Annotated in this window: 15 protein-coding genes; 7 read left to right on the forward strand and 8 right to left on the reverse strand. The window is 69.8% G+C overall.

Annotated features, from left to right (window positions below; all coding sequences use genetic code 11):
* Nucleotides 1-11: 11 nt before the first annotated feature.
* A complete protein-coding gene (locus ACIRS4_RS15545) occupies nt 12-1,304 on the reverse strand; it encodes a M18 family aminopeptidase (RefSeq protein WP_404195250.1) in 1,293 nt (430 codons plus the stop codon).
* A 133-nt stretch (nt 1,305-1,437) separates the two neighbouring features.
* A complete protein-coding gene (locus ACIRS4_RS15550) occupies nt 1,438-3,279 on the reverse strand; it encodes an acyl-CoA dehydrogenase (protein WP_404195252.1) in 1,842 nt (613 codons plus the stop codon).
* 194 nt (nt 3,280-3,473) lie between these two features.
* Here ACIRS4_RS15550 and ACIRS4_RS15555 point away from each other — a divergent pair, with 194 nt between their 5' ends.
* Both ACIRS4_RS15555 and ACIRS4_RS15560 read left to right on the forward strand, forming a co-directional pair.
* Nucleotides 3,474-3,947: an SseB family protein gene (locus ACIRS4_RS15555; protein ID WP_403808150.1), complete on the forward strand. Its 474-nt coding sequence runs from the start codon at nt 3,474-3,476 to the stop codon at nt 3,945-3,947.
* A gap of 123 nt (nt 3,948-4,070) precedes the next feature.
* Complete coding sequence (locus ACIRS4_RS15560) at nt 4,071-5,042, forward strand: pirin family protein (protein ID WP_404195255.1); 972 nt, start codon at nt 4,071-4,073, stop codon at nt 5,040-5,042.
* A gap of 88 nt (nt 5,043-5,130) precedes the next feature.
* Here ACIRS4_RS15560 and ACIRS4_RS15565 read toward each other — a convergent pair whose 3' ends face one another.
* Nucleotides 5,131-6,105, reverse strand: coding sequence for a Bro-N domain-containing protein (locus ACIRS4_RS15565; protein ID WP_404195258.1), 975 nt, complete (start codon nt 6,103-6,105; stop codon nt 5,131-5,133).
* Between the two features lie 174 nt (nt 6,106-6,279).
* Between ACIRS4_RS15565 and ACIRS4_RS15570 the strand changes: the two genes are divergently transcribed.
* Entirely contained in the window at nt 6,280-7,353 is a 1,074-nt protein-coding gene (locus ACIRS4_RS15570) for an AI-2E family transporter (RefSeq protein ID WP_404195261.1), read from the forward strand.
* On the opposite strand, the gene ACIRS4_RS15575 is transcribed toward ACIRS4_RS15570, so the two are convergent.
* Complete coding sequence (locus ACIRS4_RS15575; RefSeq protein WP_404195263.1) at nt 7,296-9,458, reverse strand: SpoIIE family protein phosphatase; 2,163 nt, start codon at nt 9,456-9,458, stop codon at nt 7,296-7,298. The two genes, ACIRS4_RS15570 and ACIRS4_RS15575, sit on opposite strands and share 58 nt — an antisense overlap.
* 182 nt (nt 9,459-9,640) lie before the next feature.
* On the opposite strand from ACIRS4_RS15575, the gene aspS reads away from it, so the two are divergent.
* The 4 genes from aspS to ACIRS4_RS15595 all read left to right on the forward strand — a co-directional run bounded on the left by aspS (nt 9,641) and on the right by ACIRS4_RS15595 (nt 14,735).
* A complete protein-coding gene (gene aspS, locus ACIRS4_RS15580; RefSeq protein WP_404195266.1) occupies nt 9,641-11,404 on the forward strand; it encodes an aspartate--tRNA ligase in 1,764 nt (587 codons plus the stop codon).
* 222 nt (nt 11,405-11,626) lie between these two features.
* The gene (locus tag ACIRS4_RS15585; RefSeq protein WP_404195269.1) at nt 11,627-11,995 is read left to right on the forward strand and encodes a hypothetical protein; all 369 of its coding nucleotides are present in this window, start codon (nt 11,627-11,629) and stop codon (nt 11,993-11,995) included.
* Between the two features lie 82 nt (nt 11,996-12,077).
* Entirely contained in the window at nt 12,078-13,106 is a 1,029-nt protein-coding gene (locus ACIRS4_RS15590) for an intradiol ring-cleavage dioxygenase (protein ID WP_404195272.1), read from the forward strand.
* A gap of 288 nt (nt 13,107-13,394) precedes the next feature.
* Complete coding sequence (locus ACIRS4_RS15595; RefSeq protein WP_404195275.1) at nt 13,395-14,735, forward strand: polysaccharide lyase family 1 protein; 1,341 nt, start codon at nt 13,395-13,397, stop codon at nt 14,733-14,735.
* A 75-nt stretch (nt 14,736-14,810) separates the two neighbouring features.
* On the opposite strand, the gene ACIRS4_RS15600 is transcribed toward ACIRS4_RS15595, so the two are convergent.
* The 4 genes from ACIRS4_RS15600 to metG (ACIRS4_RS15615) all read right to left on the reverse strand — a co-directional run bounded on the left by ACIRS4_RS15600 (nt 14,811) and on the right by metG (ACIRS4_RS15615) (nt 20,029).
* The gene (locus ACIRS4_RS15600) at nt 14,811-15,422 is read right to left on the reverse strand and encodes a Uma2 family endonuclease (RefSeq protein ID WP_404195277.1); all 612 of its coding nucleotides are present in this window, start codon (nt 15,420-15,422) and stop codon (nt 14,811-14,813) included.
* Nucleotides 15,423-15,466: 44 nt separating this feature from the next.
* Nucleotides 15,467-16,339 (reverse strand): helix-turn-helix domain-containing protein, encoded by an 873-nt coding sequence (locus ACIRS4_RS15605; RefSeq protein WP_404195280.1) that lies wholly within the window; start codon nt 16,337-16,339, stop codon nt 15,467-15,469.
* Nucleotides 16,340-16,721: 382 nt separating this feature from the next.
* Nucleotides 16,722-18,302, reverse strand: coding sequence for a methionine--tRNA ligase (metG, locus tag ACIRS4_RS15610; RefSeq protein WP_404195282.1), 1,581 nt, complete (start codon nt 18,300-18,302; stop codon nt 16,722-16,724).
* Complete coding sequence (gene metG / locus ACIRS4_RS15615; RefSeq protein ID WP_404195285.1) at nt 18,299-20,029, reverse strand: methionine--tRNA ligase; 1,731 nt, start codon at nt 20,027-20,029, stop codon at nt 18,299-18,301. The genes metG (ACIRS4_RS15610) and metG (ACIRS4_RS15615) overlap by 4 nt, the downstream gene beginning before the upstream one ends.
* Nucleotides 20,030-20,131 lie beyond the last annotated feature (102 nt).

Here is a 20,131-nt window from a genome sequence, read left to right on the forward strand (position 1 = left end):
GAGGGGAGGGATCAGCCCTCCAGGAACGCCGTCAGCGCGTTGGCCAGCAGGTACGGGTCGTCGGCGCCGCTCAACTCCCGTGCGCTGTGCATGGACAGGATGGCCACGCCGATGTCGACGGTGCGGATGCCGTGCCGGGCCGCGGTGATCGGGCCGATCGTGGTGCCGCACGGCATGGAGTTGTTGGAGACGAACGACTGGAACGGCACACCGGCCTTCTCGCAGGCGGCGGCGAACACGGCCCGGCCCGAACCGTCCGTAGCGTAACGGTTGTTGACGTTGACCTTGAGGATCGGGCCGCCGTTCACGCGCGGGTGGTGCGTGGGGTCGTGCCGCTCCGCGTAGTTGGGGTGGACCGCGTGCCCGGTGTCGGAGGAGAGGCAGACGGTGCCGGCGAAGGCGCGCGCCCGGTCCTCGTACGAGCCTCCGCGGGCGAACACCGAGCGCTCCAGCACGCCGCCGAGCAGCGGGCCGTCCGCGCCGGTGTCGGACTGGGAGCCGTTCTCCTCGTGGTCGAAGGCGGCGAGCACCGGGATGAACGGCAGGTCGGCGCCGCCGGTCGCGACGGCGGCCAGGGCGGCCGTGCCGGCGTGCACGGACAGCAGGTTGTCCATGCGGGGCCCGGCGACGAGTTCCTCGTCGCGGCCGAGGTAGGCGGGCGGTTCCACGGAGTGGGTCATCAGGTCCCAGCCGGAGACCTCGCCCGCGGACAGCCCCGACTCCTCCTCCAGGAAGGAGATCAGGTCGCCCTCGCGGACGTCGCCGAGGCCCCAGACGGGCTGGAGGTGGCGCTGCTTGTCGAGCTTGAGGCCGTCGTTGACGGCACGGTCCAGGTGGATGGCGAGCTGGGGCACCCGCAGCAGCGGCCGGCTCACGTCGACGAGTCGGGTGGAGCCGTCGCGCAGGGTCAGCCGGCCGGACAGGCCGAGGTCCCGGTCGAGCCAGGAGTTGAGCAGCGGCCCGCCGTAGATCTCCACGGCCACCTGGCGCCAGCCGTGCGCACCGGCGTCGGGCAGCGGCTTGACGCGCAGGTTGGGGGAGTCGGTGTGCGCGCCGACGATCCGGAACGGGGTGTGCGGTGCGGCGCCCTCGGGGACGTGCCAGGCCACGATCGCGCCCCCGCGCAGCACGTACTTGCCGCCGCTGCCCCCCTCCCAGGCGTCCGTCTCGGCGACCTGTCGGAAACCGGCCTTCTCCAGCCGTTCCGCGGCGTTCGCCACGGCGTGGTACGGCGACGGGCTGGCCGTCAGGAAGGACATCAGGTCGTCGGTGTGGCCGCGGTCGAAGCGGGAGGGTGCGCTCATGGGGTTCACCTTAACGACGGACGAGGGCCCGCTCCCGGTGATGGGAGCAGGCCCTCGTGAGGACGGTGTGCGAGTCGGCGCAAGCGTGCCGAACCGGGCGCGGCGAGCCCCGCCCGCCGCGCCCCGGCAGGTTCTAGAACGCCGCCTCGTCCAGGTCCATCAGGTCGAGCTCGACGTCGGCGGCGATCTTGCGGGCGAGGGTCACGCCCGGCAGGACGTTCGCCGCGAAGAACTTCGCCGCCGCGATCTTGCCGGTGTAGAAGGCCACGTCCTTGGAAGACACAGCCTTGGCGGAGGCCGTCTCCAGCTTCTCGGCGGCGACGGCCGCGCCCTTGAGGAGCAGGTAACCGACGACGACGTCGCCGGAGGCCATCAGCAGGCGGGAGGTGTTGAGGCCCACCTTGTAGATGTTCTTGACGTCCTGCTCGGTGGCCGCGAGGTCGGTGAGCATCAGGCCGACGATGGCCTCCAGCTCGACGGCCGCCTTCGCCAGGTGCTCGCGGGCCGCGGAGAGGTCCTCGCCGCCGGTGCCGAGCGCCAGGAACTTCTTGATGTCCTCGGCGAGGGAGTTCAGCGCCGCGCCCTGGTTGCGGACGATCTTCCGGAAGAAGAAGTCCTGGCCCTGGATCGCCGTCGTGCCCTCGTACAGGGTGTCGATCTTGGCGTCCCGGATGTACTGCTCGATCGGGTACTCCTGCAGGAAGCCGGAGCCACCGAAGGTCTGCAGCGACTGGGCGAGCTGCTCGTAGCCCTTCTCGGAGCCGTAGCCCTTGACGATCGGCAGGAGCAGGTCGTTCAGCGCCTCCAGCGCGGAGGCGTCCTCGCCGGCGGCCTCCTTGACCTGGATGTCGTCCTGGATGGACGCCGTGTAGAGCACCAGCGCGCGCATGCCCTCGGCGTACGCCTTCTGCGTCATCAGCGAGCGGCGCACGTCGGGGTGGTGGGTGATGGTGACCTTGGGCGCGGTCTTGTCCATGAAGTTCGCGAGGTCGGGACCCTGGACGCGCTCCTTGGCGTACTCCAGCGCGTTCAGGTAGCCCGTCGACAGCGTGGAGATCGCCTTCGTGCCGACCATCATGCGGGCGAACTCGATGATGCGGAACATCTGCCGGATGCCGTCGTGCTTGTCGCCGATCAGCCAGCCCTTGGCGGGGTGGCGGTCGCCGAAGGTCATCTCGCAGGTGTTGGAGGCCTTCAGGCCCATCTTGTGCTCGACGTTCGTCGCGTAGACGCCGTTGCGCTCGCCCAGCTCGCCGGTCTCGAAGTCGAAGAGGTACTTCGGCACGAGGAAGAGGGACAGGCCCTTGGTGCCGGGGCCGTGGCCCTCGGGGCGGGCGAGGACGTAGTGGAGGATGTTCTCCTCCATGTCGTGCTCACCGGAGGTGATGAAGCGCTTCACGCCCTCGATGTGCCAGGAGCCGTCCTCCTGCTGGACCGCCTTGGTGCGGCCGGCGCCGACGTCGGAGCCGGCGTCGGGCTCGGTGAGGACCATGGTGGAGCCCCAGGTCTTCTCCACCGCGATCTGGGCGATCTTCTTCTGTATGTCGTTGCCCTCGTCGTAGAGGATGCCGGCGAACGCCGGGCCGGAGGCGTACATCCACACGGCCGGGTTCGAGCCGAGCAGCAGCTCCGCGTAGGCCCAGATCAGGGAGCGGGGAGAGGTGGTGCCGCCGATCTCCTCGGGCAGGCCCAGGCGCCAGTACTCCGAGTCCATGAACGCCTTGTAGCTCTTCTTGAAGGACGCCGGGACGGGCGCGGTGTTCGTCTCCGGGTCGAAGACCGGCGGGTTGCGGTCGGCGTCGACGAAGGACTCGGCCAGCTCGTTCTCGGAGAGGCGGGTCAGCTCCTCCAGGATGCTCTTGGCGGTCTCGGTGTCCATCTCCCCGAACGGACCGGTGCCGTACAGCTTGTCGCGTCCGAGTACTTCGAAGAGGTTGAACTCGATGTCGCGGAGATTCGACTTGTAGTGCCCCATGGCGACGGCTCCCGGATCCGTTGAAGAGATCGGCGAGGCACTGTGGTTCCTCGCGCTAGTTCACATACCAACAAGTAGCTACCGATGATGCTACCCGTCGGTAATAAGTCGCAACCCCGTCGGCGAAGTGTGACGCGTCAGACCAGGAGGCCGTCCCGGCCCGCCCCGCGGCGGCGCTCGGTACGCTTGCGCTCATGTATGGATACGGCCAGCCCATGGACGGGAGCGGCGCGCAGCAGCAGTACGCCCCGCCGCAGCAGCCCATGGCCGGCGGCTACGGGCAGCAGCCGCCCCTGTACCCCGAGCCGTCCCCGCCCTCGCTCGCGGACGCGGTGCGCGCCTTCACCACCGGGCAGATGGTCGCCGAGGACTTCCAGCAGGTCTTCGCGACCTCGAAGGTCTACTGCCCGCGCGGCGACAACCCGGGTTTCCTCGCCCTGCACAACACCCAGCAGCCGGTGATCCCGATGTTCACCACGCTGAAGGAGCTGCGCCGTTACGCGGGCAAGGAGTCCAAGTACTTCGTGATCTCCGGCTCCGAGGTGCTCGACCTGCTGCCCACCGGCTACGGCTTCGTCCTCGACATGGAGGGCGAGCACCGGATGGTCTTCGACGCGAAGGCGGTCGAGCAGATGGTGGACTTCGCGATGCGCCGGATGTACGGGTAGTCGTCTTCTTCTTCTGACAGTGGGAGCCCGGAGGGAATGTCCTCCGGGCTCCCGCCGTTCTGGGTGGCAGAAAGTTCAACGCTCAACTAAAGTGGTCCGCACGTCACCCAAGGAGGTACCGACATGCCCGCCGTGACCGTCGAGAACCCGTTGACGCTGCCCCGCGTGGCCGCCCCGGCCGACGCCGTCGCCCGTCCCGTGCTCGCCGTCACCACCGCGCCCACCGGGTACGAGGGCGAGGGCTTCCCGGTGCGCCGGGCCTTCGCGGGGATCAACTACCGCCACCTCGACCCGTTCATCATGATGGATCAGATGGGCGAGGTGGACTACGCGCCCGGGGAGCCGAAGGGGACGCCCTGGCACCCGCACCGCGGCTTCGAGACCGTCACCTACATCATCGACGGCGTCTTCGACCACCAGGACAGCCAGGGCGGCGGCGGCACCATCACCAACGGCGACACCCAGTGGATGACGGCCGGGGCCGGCCTGCTCCACATCGAGGCGCCGCCGGAGTCGCTGGTCATGTCCGGCGGTCTCTTCCACGGGCTCCAGCTGTGGGTGAACCTGCCGGCCAAGGACAAGATGATGGCGCCGCGCTACCAGGACATCCGCGGCGGCAGCGTCCAGTTGCTCACCTCGCCCGACGGCGGCGCGCTCCTGCGGGTCATCGCGGGTGAGCTGGACGGCCACGCGGGCCCCGGGATCACGCACACGCCGATCTCGATGGTCCACGCGACGCTGGCGCCGGGCGCGGAGGTCACCCTGCCGTGGCGGGAGGACTTCAACGGCCTCGCGTACGTCCTGGCCGGCAAGGGCTCGGTGGGCGCGGAGCGCCGGCCGGTCCACCTGGGCCAGACCGCCGTCTTCGGCGCAGGCTCCTCGCTGACCGTCCGCGCGGACGAACGGCAGGACTCCCACACGCCGGACCTGGAGGTCGTCCTCCTCGGCGGCCGGCCGATCCGCGAGCCGATGGCCCACTACGGCCCGTTCGTCATGAACACCCGTGACGAACTCCAGCAGGCGTTCGAGGATTTCCAGAAGGGACGGCTCGGAACGGTCCCGGCGGTGCACGGAATGACGGAGAAGGGCCTGTAGGCCCGAGGGAACCGGTACCGTACGAAACGGGCCCGAAGCCGCAAAGTGTTCTTGCGACTTCGGGCCCGTTCGCCGTCCCGGGGGCCGGTTACGGCAGGACGTACACCGGCGCCCCGTCCGAGGCGCACCCGGCCTGCCGTACGCACCCGCGCTTCAGCAGCATCCGCAGACAGTCGAGAACACGGTCCTGCGACAGTCCTGTCCGGTTGACGATGTCCTCCACCCGGTAGCGGGACTCGCCGTGGACGAGGGCCGGCGCGAGGTAGGCGGCCACGGCGTGGACGTCGTCGGTGACGACGAGGTTCTTCGCCCTCCAGGCGGCGAGCAGCTCCTGCGCCGTCAGCTTCGGCTCCGCCGCCGACCGGGGACCGTCGGCGGGGTTCCTCAGGGCGTCGGCGATGTCACGCAGACTCCGGCTGATCTCCTGGAGGAGACCGTTGCCCTCCTGCCGGAGACCGTTGTTCTCGCGCAGGAGGCCGTTCCGCTCCTCCAGAAGGCCTTGTCGCTGGGCCTGGAACGCCAGCATCATCTCGTCCGCCCGGATGTTCCGCTCCTCCAGTCGCACGATGGCGTCGGCGACCTGGTCCGGCATGACGTAGGCGGTGCCGCCGGCGGAGGGCTGCACGGCAGCCGGTTCCAGGGTGTAGGAGCCGTCGCGCTGGATGGTGGCGACGACCTCCGAGACCCAGGCTTTGAAGGGACCGCACTCCGGTTTGGTGCACCCGTTGACGAGGGCGATGAGACCCTTCAGGTTGACCATCTTCATCGACTTCTTGAGACCGTGACCTGCAACCTTGCTCGAACCGTCTACTCCATAGACGCTTCGTGCAAGATCGCCGAGAGTGGTTTTGCAGGTTGCTGCAACATGCCAGTCGAGCGCTTGCCGCGTGTTTGCGTACCCGAGATCCATGGCGACGTCCGCCGCCACGAACCAGTGCTTCCCCTCCGGCGTGGTCAGCCTCCGTACCCGCGCTCCTGTGGCCGCGAACACGAAGTCGTTGATGTCGATCGCGTCCTGCCGTGCCGTCGGCTCGTCCGGCGGCGTGTCGTTGTGCTCGTACATCGAGCATCACCTCCAGCCACGGAAGCTAGGCAGGCGCATATGCAATCCGCATGGCCCAAAAGGAAGTTCACCCATTAGGGCAACGAGGTATCGATTCTGCGACCGGTGACGGGGAGTCACCCGGCTGGGGTGCCTCGGCGGGACAGGGGACGGGGGCTGTGGTGGCCTGAGGGGGTGCGTCTGCTGCCCGAAGCCGTTCGTCGTCTCGCTGCCTGGTGTGCCGTCGTCCTGCTCGTGTCGGGCGTCGGGTACGTCGGGATCCGGTTGTGCGCGGAGCTGCGCACCGCCGTCGTGCCGGTGCTGCTCGCGCTGCTGGGGAGCGCGCTGCTCGGGCCCTTCCACCGGCGGATGGTGAAGGGGCGGGTGAACCGGTCGGTGGCCGCCGCCGTGACGTGCGTGGCGGTGGTGGCCGTGGTCGGCGGGGCCGTCTACATCGTTGTCGCCGCGCTCATCGACAGCGGGGACGAGATCGTCGCCTCGCTGAAGGAGGCGGCACGGGGACTGACCCGGCACTTCGGGGCGGCGGGGACCTCGCTCGACGACGTCGCCTCCAACGCCCGTGAGCTGCTGCGCAAGTTCGGCGGCACCGCGGCCTCCGGGGTGATCAGCGGGGTGAGCGTGGTGGGCGAGAGCATCGCCATGGCGGTGCTTGCGCTCCTGCTCGTCTTCTTCTTCCTGCGCGACTCCGACCGCGCGGTCGACGGGCTGCGGGCCGTCGCCCCGCGCGGGACCGCGGACACCGTGGAGGCGATGGCGCGGCGGGCCTTCCGCGCCGTCGAGGGGTTCATGCGGGGGACGACCTTCATCGCCTTCATCGACGCCGTCTGCATCACCGTCGGACTGCTCGTGCTGCGCGTGCCCGGCGCCGCGGGGCTGGGCGCGCTGGTCTTCGTCGGCGCCTACATCCCCTACCTGGGCGCCTTCCTCTCCGGTGGGGTCGCCGTGCTGGTGGCGCTCGCCGACCGGGGGTTCGTCATCGCGCTGTGGGCGCTCGGGGTGGTGCTCGCCGTGCAGGTGCTGGAGGGGCATGTGCTCCAGCCGATGATCCAGAGCCGGACCGTGCAGATGCATCCGGCGGTGGTGATGCTGACGATCACGGCGGGCGCCTCCGTCGCCGGGATCCTCGGCATGCTGCTCGCCGTGCCGCTGACGGCCGCCGTGTTCGGGGTGATCCAAGAACTGCGGGAGCGCTACACCGCTCCCCCGGAGCCCGGAGCGTCGGGAACCGCGTCCGCCGAGGGCTCGTAGAGCTCGAACCAGATGCTCTTGCCCTGGCCGCGCGGTGACACCCCCCACGCGTTCGCGAGCAGTTCGATGAGGATCAGGCCGCGGCCCGAGGACGCCAGCTCGCCGGGGCTGCGCTTGTGAGGAAGGTCGTCGCTGGTGTCGGTGACCTCGATGCGGATACGGCGTCCGCCGGGCGGACCGGTGACCTCGGCGACGAGCAGCGCGTCGGCGTCCGTGTGCACGAGCACGTTGGTCAGCGTTTCGGAGACCAGCAGGACCGCCGAGTCGACCTGGTCGGCGCTGGGCCAGTCGTGCAGCAGCTCCCGCAGCTGCTGCCGGGCCTCGGCGACCCGTTCGGGCTCTGCCTGGGCGACCGTCAGCATGGTCCGCCGCCCGGACGGCCGCGCGGGTGAGGCGTGCCGGGAGAGGAGGAGGACGGCGATGTCGTCCTCGCGGCGGTCGGCCAGCGGACCGGTGGTGTGGTGCGACGAGGGGCCGTGCACGGCCTGGACCAGCGCGTCGGCCAGCTCCTCCAGGCCGCCCTCGTGTGCCTCCAGCGTCTTGCGGACCCGGCCCCAGCCGGTGTCGAGGTCGTGTCCGCCGGTCTCCAGCAGACCGTCGGTGCACAGCATCAGCGCCTCGCCGGGCTCCAGGGCGAGCCGGGTGGTGGGGTAGTCGGAGTCCGGATCGATGCCCAGCGGGAGTCCGCCCGCCGTGGGCCGGACCAGGACGGTGCCGTCGGTCATCCGGACCGCCGGATCGAGATGGCCGGCCCTGGCGGTCTCCAGTATCCCGGTCACCGGGTCGACCTCCACATAGAGGCAGGTCGCGAAACGCAGATCGGCCTGGGCGTCGGCGTCGTCGCTGTGGGTGAGACCGTGGAAGAAGCGGGAGGCGCGGGAGAGGACGGCGTCGGGGCGGTGGCCCTCGGAGGCATACGCCCGCAGCGCTATGCGCAGCTGCCCCATCAGGCCGGCGGCGCGTACGTCATGACCCTGCACGTCGCCGATGACCAGGGCGAAACGCCCGCCCTCGGACGGCGTGCGGGAGGCGCCTCCCGGCAGCGGGATCACGTCGTACCAGTCGCCGCCGACCTGGAGGCCGCCGCCGGTGGGGATGTAGCGGGCGGCGAGGGTCATGCCCGGGATCTCCGGGCCGAGCGTGGGGAGCATGGAGCGCTGCAGGCCGTCGGTCAGTTCGCGCTGGGTCTCGGCGGCGCCGGCGCGGGTCAGGGCCTGGGCGAGCATCCGGGCCACGGTGGTGAGCACGGACCGCTCGTCCGGAGTGAACGCCACCGGGTAGGTGAACGCCGCCATCCAGGCGCCCATCGTGCGGCCGGCCACCGTCAGCGGCAGGAACGCCCAGGACTGGCGCCCGAAGTGCGAGGCCAGCGGCCAGGTCAGCGGATAGCGCTCCTTGTACTGACCGGGCGAGGACAGATACACGGCCCGGCCGGTGCGGACCACCTCGGCCGCGGGATAGTCGGTCTGGAGCGACATCTGGGTGAAAGGGTCCTCTTCGCGCTTCTTCTGCCCGTGGTGCCCGATGACCGTCAGCCGGTCGCCCTCGACGCCGAAGACGGCCAGTCCGTCCGGTGAGAAGCCCGGCATCGACAGCGCCGCCGCGACCCGCAGCACCTCCTCGGTGGAGCGCGCCTCCGCGAGCGCACGGCCCGCGTCCAGCAGGAACGCCTCCCGGGAGCGCCGCCAGTCGCCGGTGACGGCGGTGCGTCCGGCGGGGGTGCCAGGGCGGGGCTCGGTGACCTCCTGGAGGGTGCCGATCAGTTCGTAGGACTGCAGCTCCGGGTCGAACGACGGCTTGGAACGGCTGCGGGCGACCCGGACGACCCGTCCCTGATCGTCCATGATCCGGACGCGCACCTCGGCGAGGGTGCCCTCGGCGACGGCGAGCTGGACCACGCCGGTGATCTCGTTCCAGTCGACGGGGTGCAGCCGGGCCCGGGCCTGGGCCTCCGTGAGGACGGCCTCCTCGGCGGGCAGGCCGAGCAGCCTGGCCGCCTCGGCGTCGACCGTGACCAGCCCGGTGGCCGTGCTCCAGTGCCACAGGCCGGTCGCGAGGGAGGCGAGGACCTCTCCCACGGCGGGCAGAGGCTCGCCAGTGCGCATTGACCTACTTTAAGAACAGGCGATCGAAGCGTGCCACTGTTCACCGACCGATCACCCCCTGGGGAATGCAGGGGAGCCGATCGTGGGCCGCCCGGTACGCTGGGGGTTGTTTCACGTGAAACACGTGACCGCGGCACAGATCGCGACACAGCCCCCGATCCGCGAAGACTGGATGAACGACGATGCATCGGTACAGGTCCCACACCTGCGGCGAGCTCCGCGCCTCTGACGTCGGCACCGACGTCCGGCTGAGTGGCTGGCTGCACAATCGGCGCGACCTGGGCGGCATCCTCTTCATCGATCTCCGCGATCACTACGGCATCACGCAGCTGGTGGCCCGCCCGGGGACGCCTGCCTACGACGCCCTCGACCGGCTGACCAAGGAGTCGACCGTCCGCGTCGACGGCAAGGTCGTCTCCCGCGGCGCGGAGAACGTCAACCCCGACCTGCCCACCGGTGAGGTCGAGGTCGAGGTCGGCGAAGTGGAGCTGCTCGGGGCCGCCCAGCCGCTCCCCTTCACCATCAACGCCGAGGACGGGGTCAACGAGGAGCGGCGCCTGGAGTACCGCTTCCTCGACCTGCGCCGCGAGCGCATGCACCGCAACATCATGCTGCGCACGGCGGTCGTCTCCGCCATCCGCCACAAGATGGTGGCTCTCGGCTTCAACGAGATGGCGACCCCGATCCTCACCGCGACCTCCCCCGAGGGCGCGCGTGACTTCGTGGTCCCCTCCCGGCTGCACCCGGGCCGGTTCTACGCCCTTCCGCAGGCCCCGCAGCAGTTCAAGCAGCTGCTGATGATCTCCGGCTTCGACCGCTACTTCCAGATCGCGCCCTGCTTCCGCGACGAGGACGCCCGCGCCGACCGCTCGCCGGGCGAGTTCTACCAGCTCGACGTCGAGATGAGCTTCGTCGAGCAGGAGGATGTCTTCCAGCCGATCGAGAAGCTCATGACCGAGCTGTTCACGGAGTTCGGCAACGGCCGCGAGGTCACCTCCCCCTTCCCGCGGATCCCGTTCCGCGAGGCGATGCTGAAGTACGGCTCCGACAAGCCGGACCTGCGCGCCCAGCTGGAGCTGGTGGACATCACCGACGTCTTCGAGGGCTCGGAGTTCAAGGCCTTCGCCGGCAAGCACGTGCGCGCGCTGGCCGTGCCCGCGGTCCAGGACCAGCCCCGCAAGTTCTTCGACCAGCTCGGCGACTACGCCGTGTCGCAGGGCGCGAAGGGCCTTGCCTGGGTGCGGGTCGCCGAGGACGGTTCGCTGTCCGGCCCGATCGCGAAGTTCCTCACCGAGGAGAACGTCGCCGAGCTGACCAAGCGCCTGTCGCTGGCCGCCGGGCACGCCGTGTTCTTCGGCGCGGGCGAGTTCGACGAGGTCTCGAAGATCATGGGCGCGGTGCGCGTCGAGGCCGCGAAGCGCTCCGGCCACTTCGAGGACAACGTCTTCCGCTTCTGCTGGATCGTCGACTTCCCGATGTTCGAGAAGGACGAGGAGACCGGCCGGATCGACTTCTCGCACAACCCGTTCTCCATGCCCCAGGGCGGTATGGAGGCGCTGGAGAACCAGGACCCGCTGGACGTCCTGGCCTGGCAGTACGACATCGTCTGCAACGGCGTCGAGCTGTCGTCCGGCGCGATCCGGAACCACGAGCCGGACATCATGCTCAAGGCGTTCGGCATCGCCGGCTACGACGAGGAGACCGTCGAGCGCGAGTTCGCCGGCATGCTGCGCGCGCTCCGCTTCGGCGCCCCGCCGCACGGTGGCATCGCCCCCGGCGTCGACCGCATCGTGATGCTGCTGGCCGACGAGCCCAACATCCGCGAGACGATCGCCTTCCCGCTCAACGGCAACGCCCAGGACCTGATGATGGGCGCGCCGACGGAGCTGGAGGAGACGCGGCTGCGTGAGCTGCACCTGAACGTGCGCAAGCCGCAGCCGAAGTAAGGCACCGGGTCGAGCGGCCTTCGCAGGCGCGCTGACCTGGAAAGGGACCTGAAACCGACATCGGTTTCAGGTCCCTTTCGCATGGGCGGGCGGAACGCCGCCTCCCTCTCACCGGAGGCGCACAGGAATCACGGAGGACGCCCACAGCGGCCTGCCGTTCCATGGAGGGCGAGGCCGGCGCGGGCCGGCGGAGCAGGGAGGGAAGCCACAGCCATGGGGTTCATGACCACGATCTCGGTGCTGCTGATCGCGGGAGCGGTCACCGGGATCGTCGTGCGACGACGCGGCCGCCGGGTCCGTCGCCCGTCCGGCCTGGACGCGGAGGCGGAGGCGAACCTATGGCTCGTCCGGCTGGGCGGGGGCATGGCCTCGCTCGATCCGCGGACCTGGGAGGGCGCGGACGAGGAGGCGGCGCGGGCGCTGACCAGCGCGGCGGAATGCCACCGGCGTGCTCGGGCGCGGCTGGCGACCGCGCGCACGGCGGCGGAGTACGAGGAGGTCACGCGGACGGCCAGGGAAGGGCTGGAGGAGCTGCGCCGGGCACGCACCGGTCTGGGCCTGACTCCGGCCACCGCGGCCGTGGACCGCTGAACCCATGAGACGGCACAGCTCCCTGGGACGGCACAGCCCATCCCCACGCTCCTGACAGGTCGGCACCCTAGCTTCCTCGCTCATGACGGAAAACACGGAACACGCGGAAGGCACGCCCAGCGCTGTCGGCAAGCAAGGCCCGAAGCACAAAAGGGATCTGACGCGCCGCAAGGTCGTCGTCACCGGTGCCGGGGCGGTCGTCGCGATCGGTGCGGGCGGCGCGCTGGCGGCGGGCGCGTTCGCCGGTGAGCCCGGCACGGCGAAGGGGACCGGGGCCGGTCCCAGGGCCTCGGCCACCGCGAGGGCCTGTTACAAGCTCACCTCGGAGACCACCGAGGGCCCTTACTACATCGACGCTGACAAGCTCCGCCGGGACATCACCGAGGACAGGGAGGGCATCCCGCTCACCCTCGACCTCACGGTCATCGACGCCGAGACCTGCAAGCCTGTCGCCGACGCGGCGGTGGACCTCTGGCACTGCGACGCGCTGGGCCTCTACTCGGGCTACGAGAGCCTGTCCACCGGAGGCGGCGGAGGCGGCGCCCCCACCGGCGAGCCGCCGTCGGGCACCCCCACCGGCACCCCCACGGGAGCGCCTCCGAGCGGAGCGCCGACCGGCGGTCCCGGAGGCGGGGGCGGCGGGCACGAGGAGCCGACCGACGACAAGCGGTATTTGCGCGGTACCTGGCGGACCGACCGGCAGGGGCGGGTGACCTTCAGAACGATCTTCCCCGGCTGGTACCGGGGCCGTTGCGTGCACATCCACACCAAGGTGCACGTGGACGGCAAGTGGACCGCCGCCGGATACGAGGGGGGCCACGCCTGCCACACCGGGCAGTTCTTCTTCGACGAGGAGTCCGTCCTCGCCTCGGCCGCGGTCGCGCCGTACTCGACCAGCACCACCGAGCGGACCACGCTCACCGAGGACACCATCTACGACCAGAGCGGCGTCACGGGCGGCCTGCTCAAGCTCACCTACGACAGGAAGCGCATAGCCAAGGGGGTGCGGGGCTCGATCACCATGGGCGTCGACCCCGACGCCACCCACGACGGCACCGACACGGCGACCCAGCCGGGAGCGTCGGCCACGGCCTCCCCGACAGCGAGCTGACCGCAGCACCCGCACGACAGAGCGGAGGGGCCCACCGGACCCCTCCGCTCAGCCTTCTTTCGTCCCTCGCCCTCAGACCCGCCGTCACAGCAGGGCGCGGTAACGGCCCCAGCCCTTCGCGATCAGCGTCCGTGGGAGGAACGAGCCCTTGCCGTCGCCGTAGTGGCGGTACAGGCTTCCGCGGCGCGGTCAGCGGCAGGGGGCGAAGAATTTCTGACCCATCGGCAACTTCTTTCACCGTGGCGGCCACTGAGAGGGCGTAATCGCTTTCTCTCGTAAGGATTCCCTGTGGCAGCTCCCTCCCACCGACGGTCTCTTCGTAAGCGTCGTGTTCTCGCCGTGTCCGCCGCCTTCGTGGCCGCTGCGGCCGGAGCCGGGGTGCTCGTGTCGAACGCCAATGCCGGGAGCGTGGACCTGTACCACCAGACGCTCGCCGCCAAGGACGGCTGGGCGTCCTCGGGGACGGGGACGACCGGTGGCAGCAAGGCCGACGCCGCGCACACCTTCACCGTGTCCACCCGCGCCGAGCTCGTGAAGGCCCTCGGTTCGGCGTCCGACACCACGCCCCGGATCATCAAGGTCAAGGGCACGATCGACGCCAACACCGACGACTCGGGCAAGAAGCTGACCTGTGCCGACTACGCGTCCGGCACCGGCTACTCGCTCCCCGCCTATCTGAAGGCCTTCGACCCCGCCACCTACGGCCGCTCCAAGCTGCCCTCCGGCGCCCAGGAAACGGCCCGCGTCGCGGCGCAGAACAAGCAGGCGAAGAACGTCGTCCTCAAGGTGCCCGCCAACACCACGATCGTGGGCGTGCCCGGCAGCGCCGCCGGTCTCACCGGGGCCATGCTCCAGATCCAGGGCGTGGACAACGTCATCGTCCGCAACCTCACCTTCGCCGCGACCGAGGACTGCTTCCCGCAGTGGGACCCGACTGACGGCGACGACGGCAACTGGAACAGCAACTACGACGCCGTCACCCTGCGCGGCGCGACCCATGTGTGGGCGGACCACAACACGTTCACCGACGCCCCGCACTTCGACACCGCGAACCCGAAGTACTTCGGCCGCGAGTACCAGATCCACGACGGGGCCCTCGACATCACCAAGAGCTCCGACCTGGTGACCGTCTCGCGCAACCAGTTCACCAGCCACGACAAGACCATGCTGATCGGCAGCAGCGACAGCGAGCCCGCCGGCAAGCTGCGCGTCTCCCTCCACCACAACGTGTGGAAGGGCATCGTCCAGCGCGCCCCGCTGGCCCGGGTCGGTCAGGTGCACATCTACAACAACCTGTACGACGTGACGCCCCTCAACGGCTACGCGGTGCAGTACAGCATCAACTCCCGCGCCAAGGCCCAGGTCGTCTCGGAGAACAACTACTGGAAGGCGCCCTCGAGCGTGAAGGTCGCCAAGCTGCTCAGCGGCGACGGCACCGGCGCGGTCAAGGACTCCGGCAACCTCGTCAACGGCACGGCGACCGACCTCGTCGCCGCCTACAACGCCGCGTCCTCCAAGGACCTGAAGACGACGGTCAACTGGACCCCGACCCTGACGGCCGGACTCACTCCCGCGACGAACCTGCCGACGGAGCTGGCCATCACGACGGGCGCGGGCGTCCTGTCCTGACGGTTTTACGAACTCCCGGGGAAGCGGTGACGGAGGGAACACCCGCTTCCCCGGGCCTGCCCGGAGCGACCGGCGTCAGCGCTGCAGGCCCGTCCTGTCGCCGTAGAGCGGCAGGCCCTCGGTCGAGACGGTCCATTCGCCGATGGTGACGTCCTCGCCGTAGACGAAGTCCTTGCGGGTGGCGTAGCGGGGACCTTCGGGGGTGGAGTGGATGTCCGTGAGGACGGCGCCGGAGCCGGTGCGGGGGTCGAAGACCGCGTAGACGGGGATGCCGATCAAGGGATAGTCGCGCATCTTCGCGACCCAGTCGTTGTCCGGATTGGAGTGGGAGACGATCTCGACGGCGGCGATGAGTGTACGAGGGTCGAAGGCCCCCTCTCCCTCCATGTCCGCCTCGGCGATCACCATGATGTCGGGTCGGCGCATGATGCCTTCCGGTTCCACCTCGACGTCGGGCTCGCCCGTGTGGGCCACGATCTCCTCGGGCATGACCCTCTCCAGGCGCTTGCGGAGACGGAGTGCGGTGAGTTCGTGCGGCCGCACGGGCGCCATCATGTCGAGGACGATCCCTTCCTTGGTGATCTCGAACCTGCCGGGGAGGGTGCCGTCCGTGGACTCCACGAAGTCGCGCATGGCCCGGTACAGGTGAGAGGCCCCCTGTTGCGCGTCGTCCGGTGCGATGGTCATGGCGCCCGCTCCTCGTCTGTGCCCAGGGGCAAGGATCGTCGCCTTCATGCTAGGGCCGCTTCACGGGGATCGAATCGGCAGTCGCGGCAGCGGCCCGGGGCGGGGGCTCGGAAGGCGTGGTCGCAGCCCTCGCAGTTCTGGAGCGGGTGCCTGGTCTCCGGGGCCGGCGGGGCCGGCGGCCGGACCGGGGGTAGGGGCGGGAGCTGCTCCGCCAGACGGTGGGCCAGGAAGGCTGCCGGGCGGATCAGGGGTACCAGCGGCAGGTTCTCGGTCAGGGCACGGGACACCGCGGAGGGCGGGACGTCGCGTTCCAGCCAGGCGGCGACGCCGGGGGCGAGGTGTTCGGCGTCGGTGGCGGAGAGGAGCAGGCGTGGGTCTCGGCCGCGCAGGCCAGCGACGATGTCGAGGGCCGCCCGGAGGAGGCCGGGGGCCTTGCAGGACGGCTGAGGCACGGGCGGGAGCTGCTTGCGTGGCGGGGGCTTGTCCTGCACCGCGCGTCGCACGGGCCTGGCGGCGGCGTCGGCCGAGGTGGTCCGGTGTCCGGGTTTGTTGCAGGAGACCGTACGGGTGACTACCCGGCCGGTGGCAGTGCGTTCGCGGGTGCGGCGGAGGTAGCCGTGGGCCTCCAGTTCGCGCAAGGCCGAGGCGATACGTGTGGGCCCTTCGGGGAAACGGCCGGCGAGGGTCTTGATGTCGACGGCGGTGCCCGGGCGGACGGATTGGATGTAGCAGCCGAGCCCGATGGCGAGCAGCGACAGCTCCTCGTGCTGGGCCAGGTGGTTGCCGATCACCGTGAAGTTCTCGGTGTGGCGGGCGTTTTCGTGAATCACGCCGGAGTGGGGCCGCACGTGGGGGTGGTTCTTGCCCGGGATACGGGACTTGGCGGGCACCGGCGCGCTAGGGTTTTCGCAAGTCATCGGGAAGCTCTTATCTTCCTCGGTGGTCAGGCCCTCGCAGGGATCGCTAGTCCCGGCGGGGGCCGTCGCATGTCTGGGGTGGTGCTCTCTGTCGCGCTGAGCGTAAGGCAAGCAACCGGTGCCGAATCCAGTCCAGTTGGGCATATTCACTCGCGGGAGTGAGTTTGCCCGGCGGGAGGGAGGGGCGGGGCTTGGCAGGGTTCTTTGTCTCCAGTGATCAGTGGGGGATCGCAGGTCGGACCGTGACCTGGACCGTCAGGCTTCGGTGAGAGAAGTGGCGCGGTGGCGGCCGGCCGAGGCGTCATGGCAGGATCCGAGAGTCCGGCGGTGGCGAGGCAGTACGGCGTCGGACCCGAGAAGCAGCGCCGGGCGTTCGCGACTTCTACTTCAGACGGGGGAAGAGGATCTCGCCCTTGGTGATCGTCGTGCCGGCGGGGAGACGGCCCCAGGCGCCTGCTTCCTGGACGCGCTGCTCGGTGAGCGGGCCCAGGGGCGTCTCGGCGCCCAGGGAGTCCCAGAGCTTGCCGGAGGTGTCCGGCATGACCGGGTGGAGCAGGACGGCGATCGCGCGCAGGGACTCGGCGGCCGTGTAGAGGATGGTGGCGAGGCGGGCTCGGCCGGCGGGCGTCCCGTCCTTCGCGACCTTCCACGGCTGCTGCTCCGTGAGGTAGCCGTTGACCTGCTTGACGAAGTCGAAGACCGCCAGGATGCCGCCCTGGAAGTCGAGTTCGTCGCCGATGCGGCGGTCGGCCTCGCTGACCGTCCGGGCGAGGGCGCAGTGCAGAGCCTCCTCGGCCGGGCCGTCGGCCGTGGCCCCGGGCAGCACGCCGTCGAAGTACTTGCCGACCATGGCCGCGACCCGGGAGGCGAGGTTGCCGTAGTCGTTGGCCAGTTCGCTGGTGTAGCGGGCGGAGAAGTCCTCCCAGGAGAAGGAGCCGTCCTGGCCGAAGGCGATCGCCCGCAGGAAGTACCAGCGGTAGGCGTCCACGCCGAAGTGGGAGGTGAGGTCCTGCGGTTTGACGCCGGTCAGGTTGGACTTCGACATCTTCTCGCCGCCGACCATCAGCCAGCCGTTCGCCGCGATCCTGCCGGGCAGCGGAAGGCCCTGCGCCATCAACATCGCCGGCCAGATCACCGCATGGAAGCGGAGGATGTCCTTTCCGACCAGGTGGACGTCGGCCGGGAAGGTCGACTCGAACTTCTCCCGGTTCTCGTTGTAGCCGGCCGCGGTGGCGTAGTTCAGCAGCGCGTCCACCCACACGTAGATCACGTGCCGCGGGTCCCAGGGCACTGGGACGCCCCAGTCGAACGTCGAGCGGGAGATCGAGAGGTCCTGGAGCCCCCGCCGGACGAAATTCACGACCTCGTTGCGCGCGGACTCGGGCTGGATGAAGCCGGGGTTCGCCTCGTAGTGGGCGAGGAGCCGCTCGCCGTACTCGCTCAGCCTGAAGAAGTAGTTCTCCTCGCTGAGGATCTCCACAGGCCTGCGGTGGATCGGGCAGAGCTTCTGCCCCGCGAACTCACCCTCCCCGTCGAGGAGTTCACCGGGGAGTTTGTACTCCTCGCAGCCGACGCAGTACGGCCCCTCGTAGCCGCCCTTGTAGATCTCGCCCCGGTCGTACAGGTCCTGCACGAACTCCTGGACGCGGTCGGTGTGCCGCTTCTGCGTGGTGCGGATGAAATCGTCGTGGGAGATCTCCAGGTGCTCCCACAGAGGGCGCCAGGACTCCTCGACGAGCCGGTCCGCCCACTGCCGCGGGCTGACGCCGTTCGCCTCGGCGGTGCGCAGGATCTTCTGGCCGTGCTCGTCCGTGCCGGTCAGGAACCAGACCCGCTCGCCGCGCTGGCGGTGCCAGCGGGCGAGCACGTCACCGGCGACGGTGGTGTAGGCGTGGCCGAGGTGCGGGGCGTCGTTGACGTAGTAGATCGGGGTGGTGACGTAGTACGACGCGGACGCCGTCATGCCTCCTGGCCTCCGAAGCGCTCCTTGTACTCCTCCAGGTCGTCGTCCGTGAGCTTGGCGAAGAGGACCGGCGGGACCGTGAAGGGAGTGCCGGCGGGGACGGAGGCGAGAGCGCGGGCCTCGTCCGCGGTGACCCAGGTCGCCGTGTCGTCCGGAAGGGAGAAGGCCTGGCGCATGGCCGCCGACGTCGACGGGATGAAGGGTTCCGAGACCACCGCGTAGAGGTGGATGAGGTTCATCGCCGTGCGCAGGGTGAGGGCCGCGCCGTCCTTGTCGGTCTTGATCTCCAGCCAGGGGGCCTTCTCCTCCAGGTAGGAGTTGCCCGCGGACCACAGGGCGCGCAGGGCGGCGGCCGCCTTGCGGAACTGCAGTGCCTCCATCTGCGACTCGTACTCGGCGAGGAGTTCGGCGATCTGCCCGCCCAGCCTCGTCTCCGCCTCGCCGGGCGCGCTGCCCGCCGGGACGTCGTCGCCGAAGCGCTTCCTGGAGAAGGACAGCACACGGTTGACGAAGTTGCCGAGGGTGTCGGCCAGGTCCTTGTTGACCGTGGCCGTGAAGTGCTCCCAGGTGAAGGAGGAGTCGTCCGACTCGGGGGCGTTGGCGATCAGGAAGTAGCGCCAGTAGTCGGCGGGGAGGATCTCCAGGGCCTGGTCGGTGAAGACGCCGCGCTTCTGGGAGGTGGAGAACTTCCCGCCGTAGTACGTCAGCCAGTTGAAGGCCTTGACGTAGTCGACCTTCTTCCACGGCTCACGCACGCCCAGCTCGGTGGCGGGGAACATCACCGTGTGGAACGGGACGTTGTCCTTCGCCATGAACTCGGTGTAGCGGACGGGGTTCTCGCCGGTGTCCGCCTCGTACCACCAGGACTTCCAGTCGCGGATCTCCCCGTCGGCGGCCCGGTCCGCCCACTCCTTCGTCGCGCCGATGTACTCGATCGGGGCGTCGAACCAGACGTAGAAGACCTTGCCCTCGGCCGCGAGCTCCGGCCAGGTGTCGGCCGGGACCGGGACGCCCCAGTCCAGGTCACGGGTGATCGCGCGGTCGTGCAGGCCCTCGTTCAGCCACTTGCGGGCGATGGAGGAGGCCAGCTGCGGCCAGTCGTCCTCGTGGCGGGCGACCCACTCCTCGACCTCGTGCTGGAGCTTGGACTGCAGCAGGAACAGGTGCTTGGTCTCGCGGACCTCCAGGTCCGTGGAGCCGCTGATCGCCGAGCGCGGGTCGACCAGGTCGGTCGGGTCGAGCACCCGGGTGCAGTTCTCGCACTGGTCGCCGCGGGCCTTGTCGTAGCCGCAGTGGGGGCAGGTGCCCTCGACGTAGCGGTCCGGGAGGAAACGGCCGTCGGCCGGGCTGTACACCTGGCGGATCGCCCGCTCCTCGATGAAACCGTTCTCCTGGAGGCGGCGGGCGAAGTGCTGGGTGATCTCGACGTTCTGCGGGGAGGAACTCCGGCCGAAGTAGTCGAACGCGAGTGCGAAACCGTCGTAGACGGCCTTCTGGGCGTCGTGCGCCTGGGCGCAGAACTCCTCGACCGGCAGGCCCTGCTCATTGGCGGCGAGCTCGGCGGGGGTGCCGTGCTCGTCGGTCGCGCAAATGTAGAGGACGTCGTGGCCGCGCTGGCGGAGGTACCGGGAGTACACGTCCGCCGGGAGCATGGACCCCACCATGTTGCCCAGGTGCTTGATCCCGTTGATGTACGGAAGGGCGCTGGTGATGAGGTGTCGAGCCATCTCGGGCTGCTCCCAGGTTGCTATGTACGGAACCTTGAAATCGTAGCCGACATGGGTGTGCCGCCCGCTTCTCGTTTTACGGGGTGAGAAGAGGGCGGCACG

It is taken from the genome of Streptomyces sp. NPDC101166 (assembly GCF_044768125.1).
Lineage (GTDB): Bacteria > Actinomycetota > Actinomycetes > Streptomycetales > Streptomycetaceae > Streptomyces.

Bases quoted from the DNA above. Each gene is read 5' to 3' on its own strand.
- ACIRS4_RS15545 (WP_404195250.1), bottom strand. From the start codon at position 1,304: ATGAGCGCACCCTCCCGCTTCGACCGCGGCCACACCGACGACCTGATG.
- ACIRS4_RS15550 (WP_404195252.1), bottom strand. From the start codon at position 3,279: ATGGGGCACTACAAGTCGAATCTCCGCGACATCGAGTTCAACCTCTTC.
- ACIRS4_RS15555 (WP_403808150.1), top strand. From the start codon at position 3,474: ATGTATGGATACGGCCAGCCCATGGACGGGAGCGGCGCGCAGCAGCAG.
- ACIRS4_RS15560 (WP_404195255.1), top strand. From the start codon at position 4,071: ATGCCCGCCGTGACCGTCGAGAACCCGTTGACGCTGCCCCGCGTGGCC.
- ACIRS4_RS15565 (WP_404195258.1), bottom strand. From the start codon at position 6,105: ATGTACGAGCACAACGACACGCCGCCGGACGAGCCGACGGCACGGCAG.
- ACIRS4_RS15575 (WP_404195263.1), bottom strand. From the start codon at position 9,458: ATGCGCACTGGCGAGCCTCTGCCCGCCGTGGGAGAGGTCCTCGCCTCC.
- aspS (WP_404195266.1), top strand. From the start codon at position 9,641: ATGCATCGGTACAGGTCCCACACCTGCGGCGAGCTCCGCGCCTCTGAC.
- ACIRS4_RS15585 (WP_404195269.1), top strand. From the start codon at position 11,627: ATGACCACGATCTCGGTGCTGCTGATCGCGGGAGCGGTCACCGGGATC.
- ACIRS4_RS15590 (WP_404195272.1), top strand. From the start codon at position 12,078: ATGACGGAAAACACGGAACACGCGGAAGGCACGCCCAGCGCTGTCGGC.
- ACIRS4_RS15600 (WP_404195277.1), bottom strand. From the start codon at position 15,422: ATGACCATCGCACCGGACGACGCGCAACAGGGGGCCTCTCACCTGTAC.
- ACIRS4_RS15605 (WP_404195280.1), bottom strand. From the start codon at position 16,339: ATGACTTGCGAAAACCCTAGCGCGCCGGTGCCCGCCAAGTCCCGTATC.
- metG (WP_404195282.1), bottom strand. From the start codon at position 18,302: ATGACGGCGTCCGCGTCGTACTACGTCACCACCCCGATCTACTACGTC.
- metG (WP_404195285.1), bottom strand. From the start codon at position 20,029: ATGGCTCGACACCTCATCACCAGCGCCCTTCCGTACATCAACGGGATC.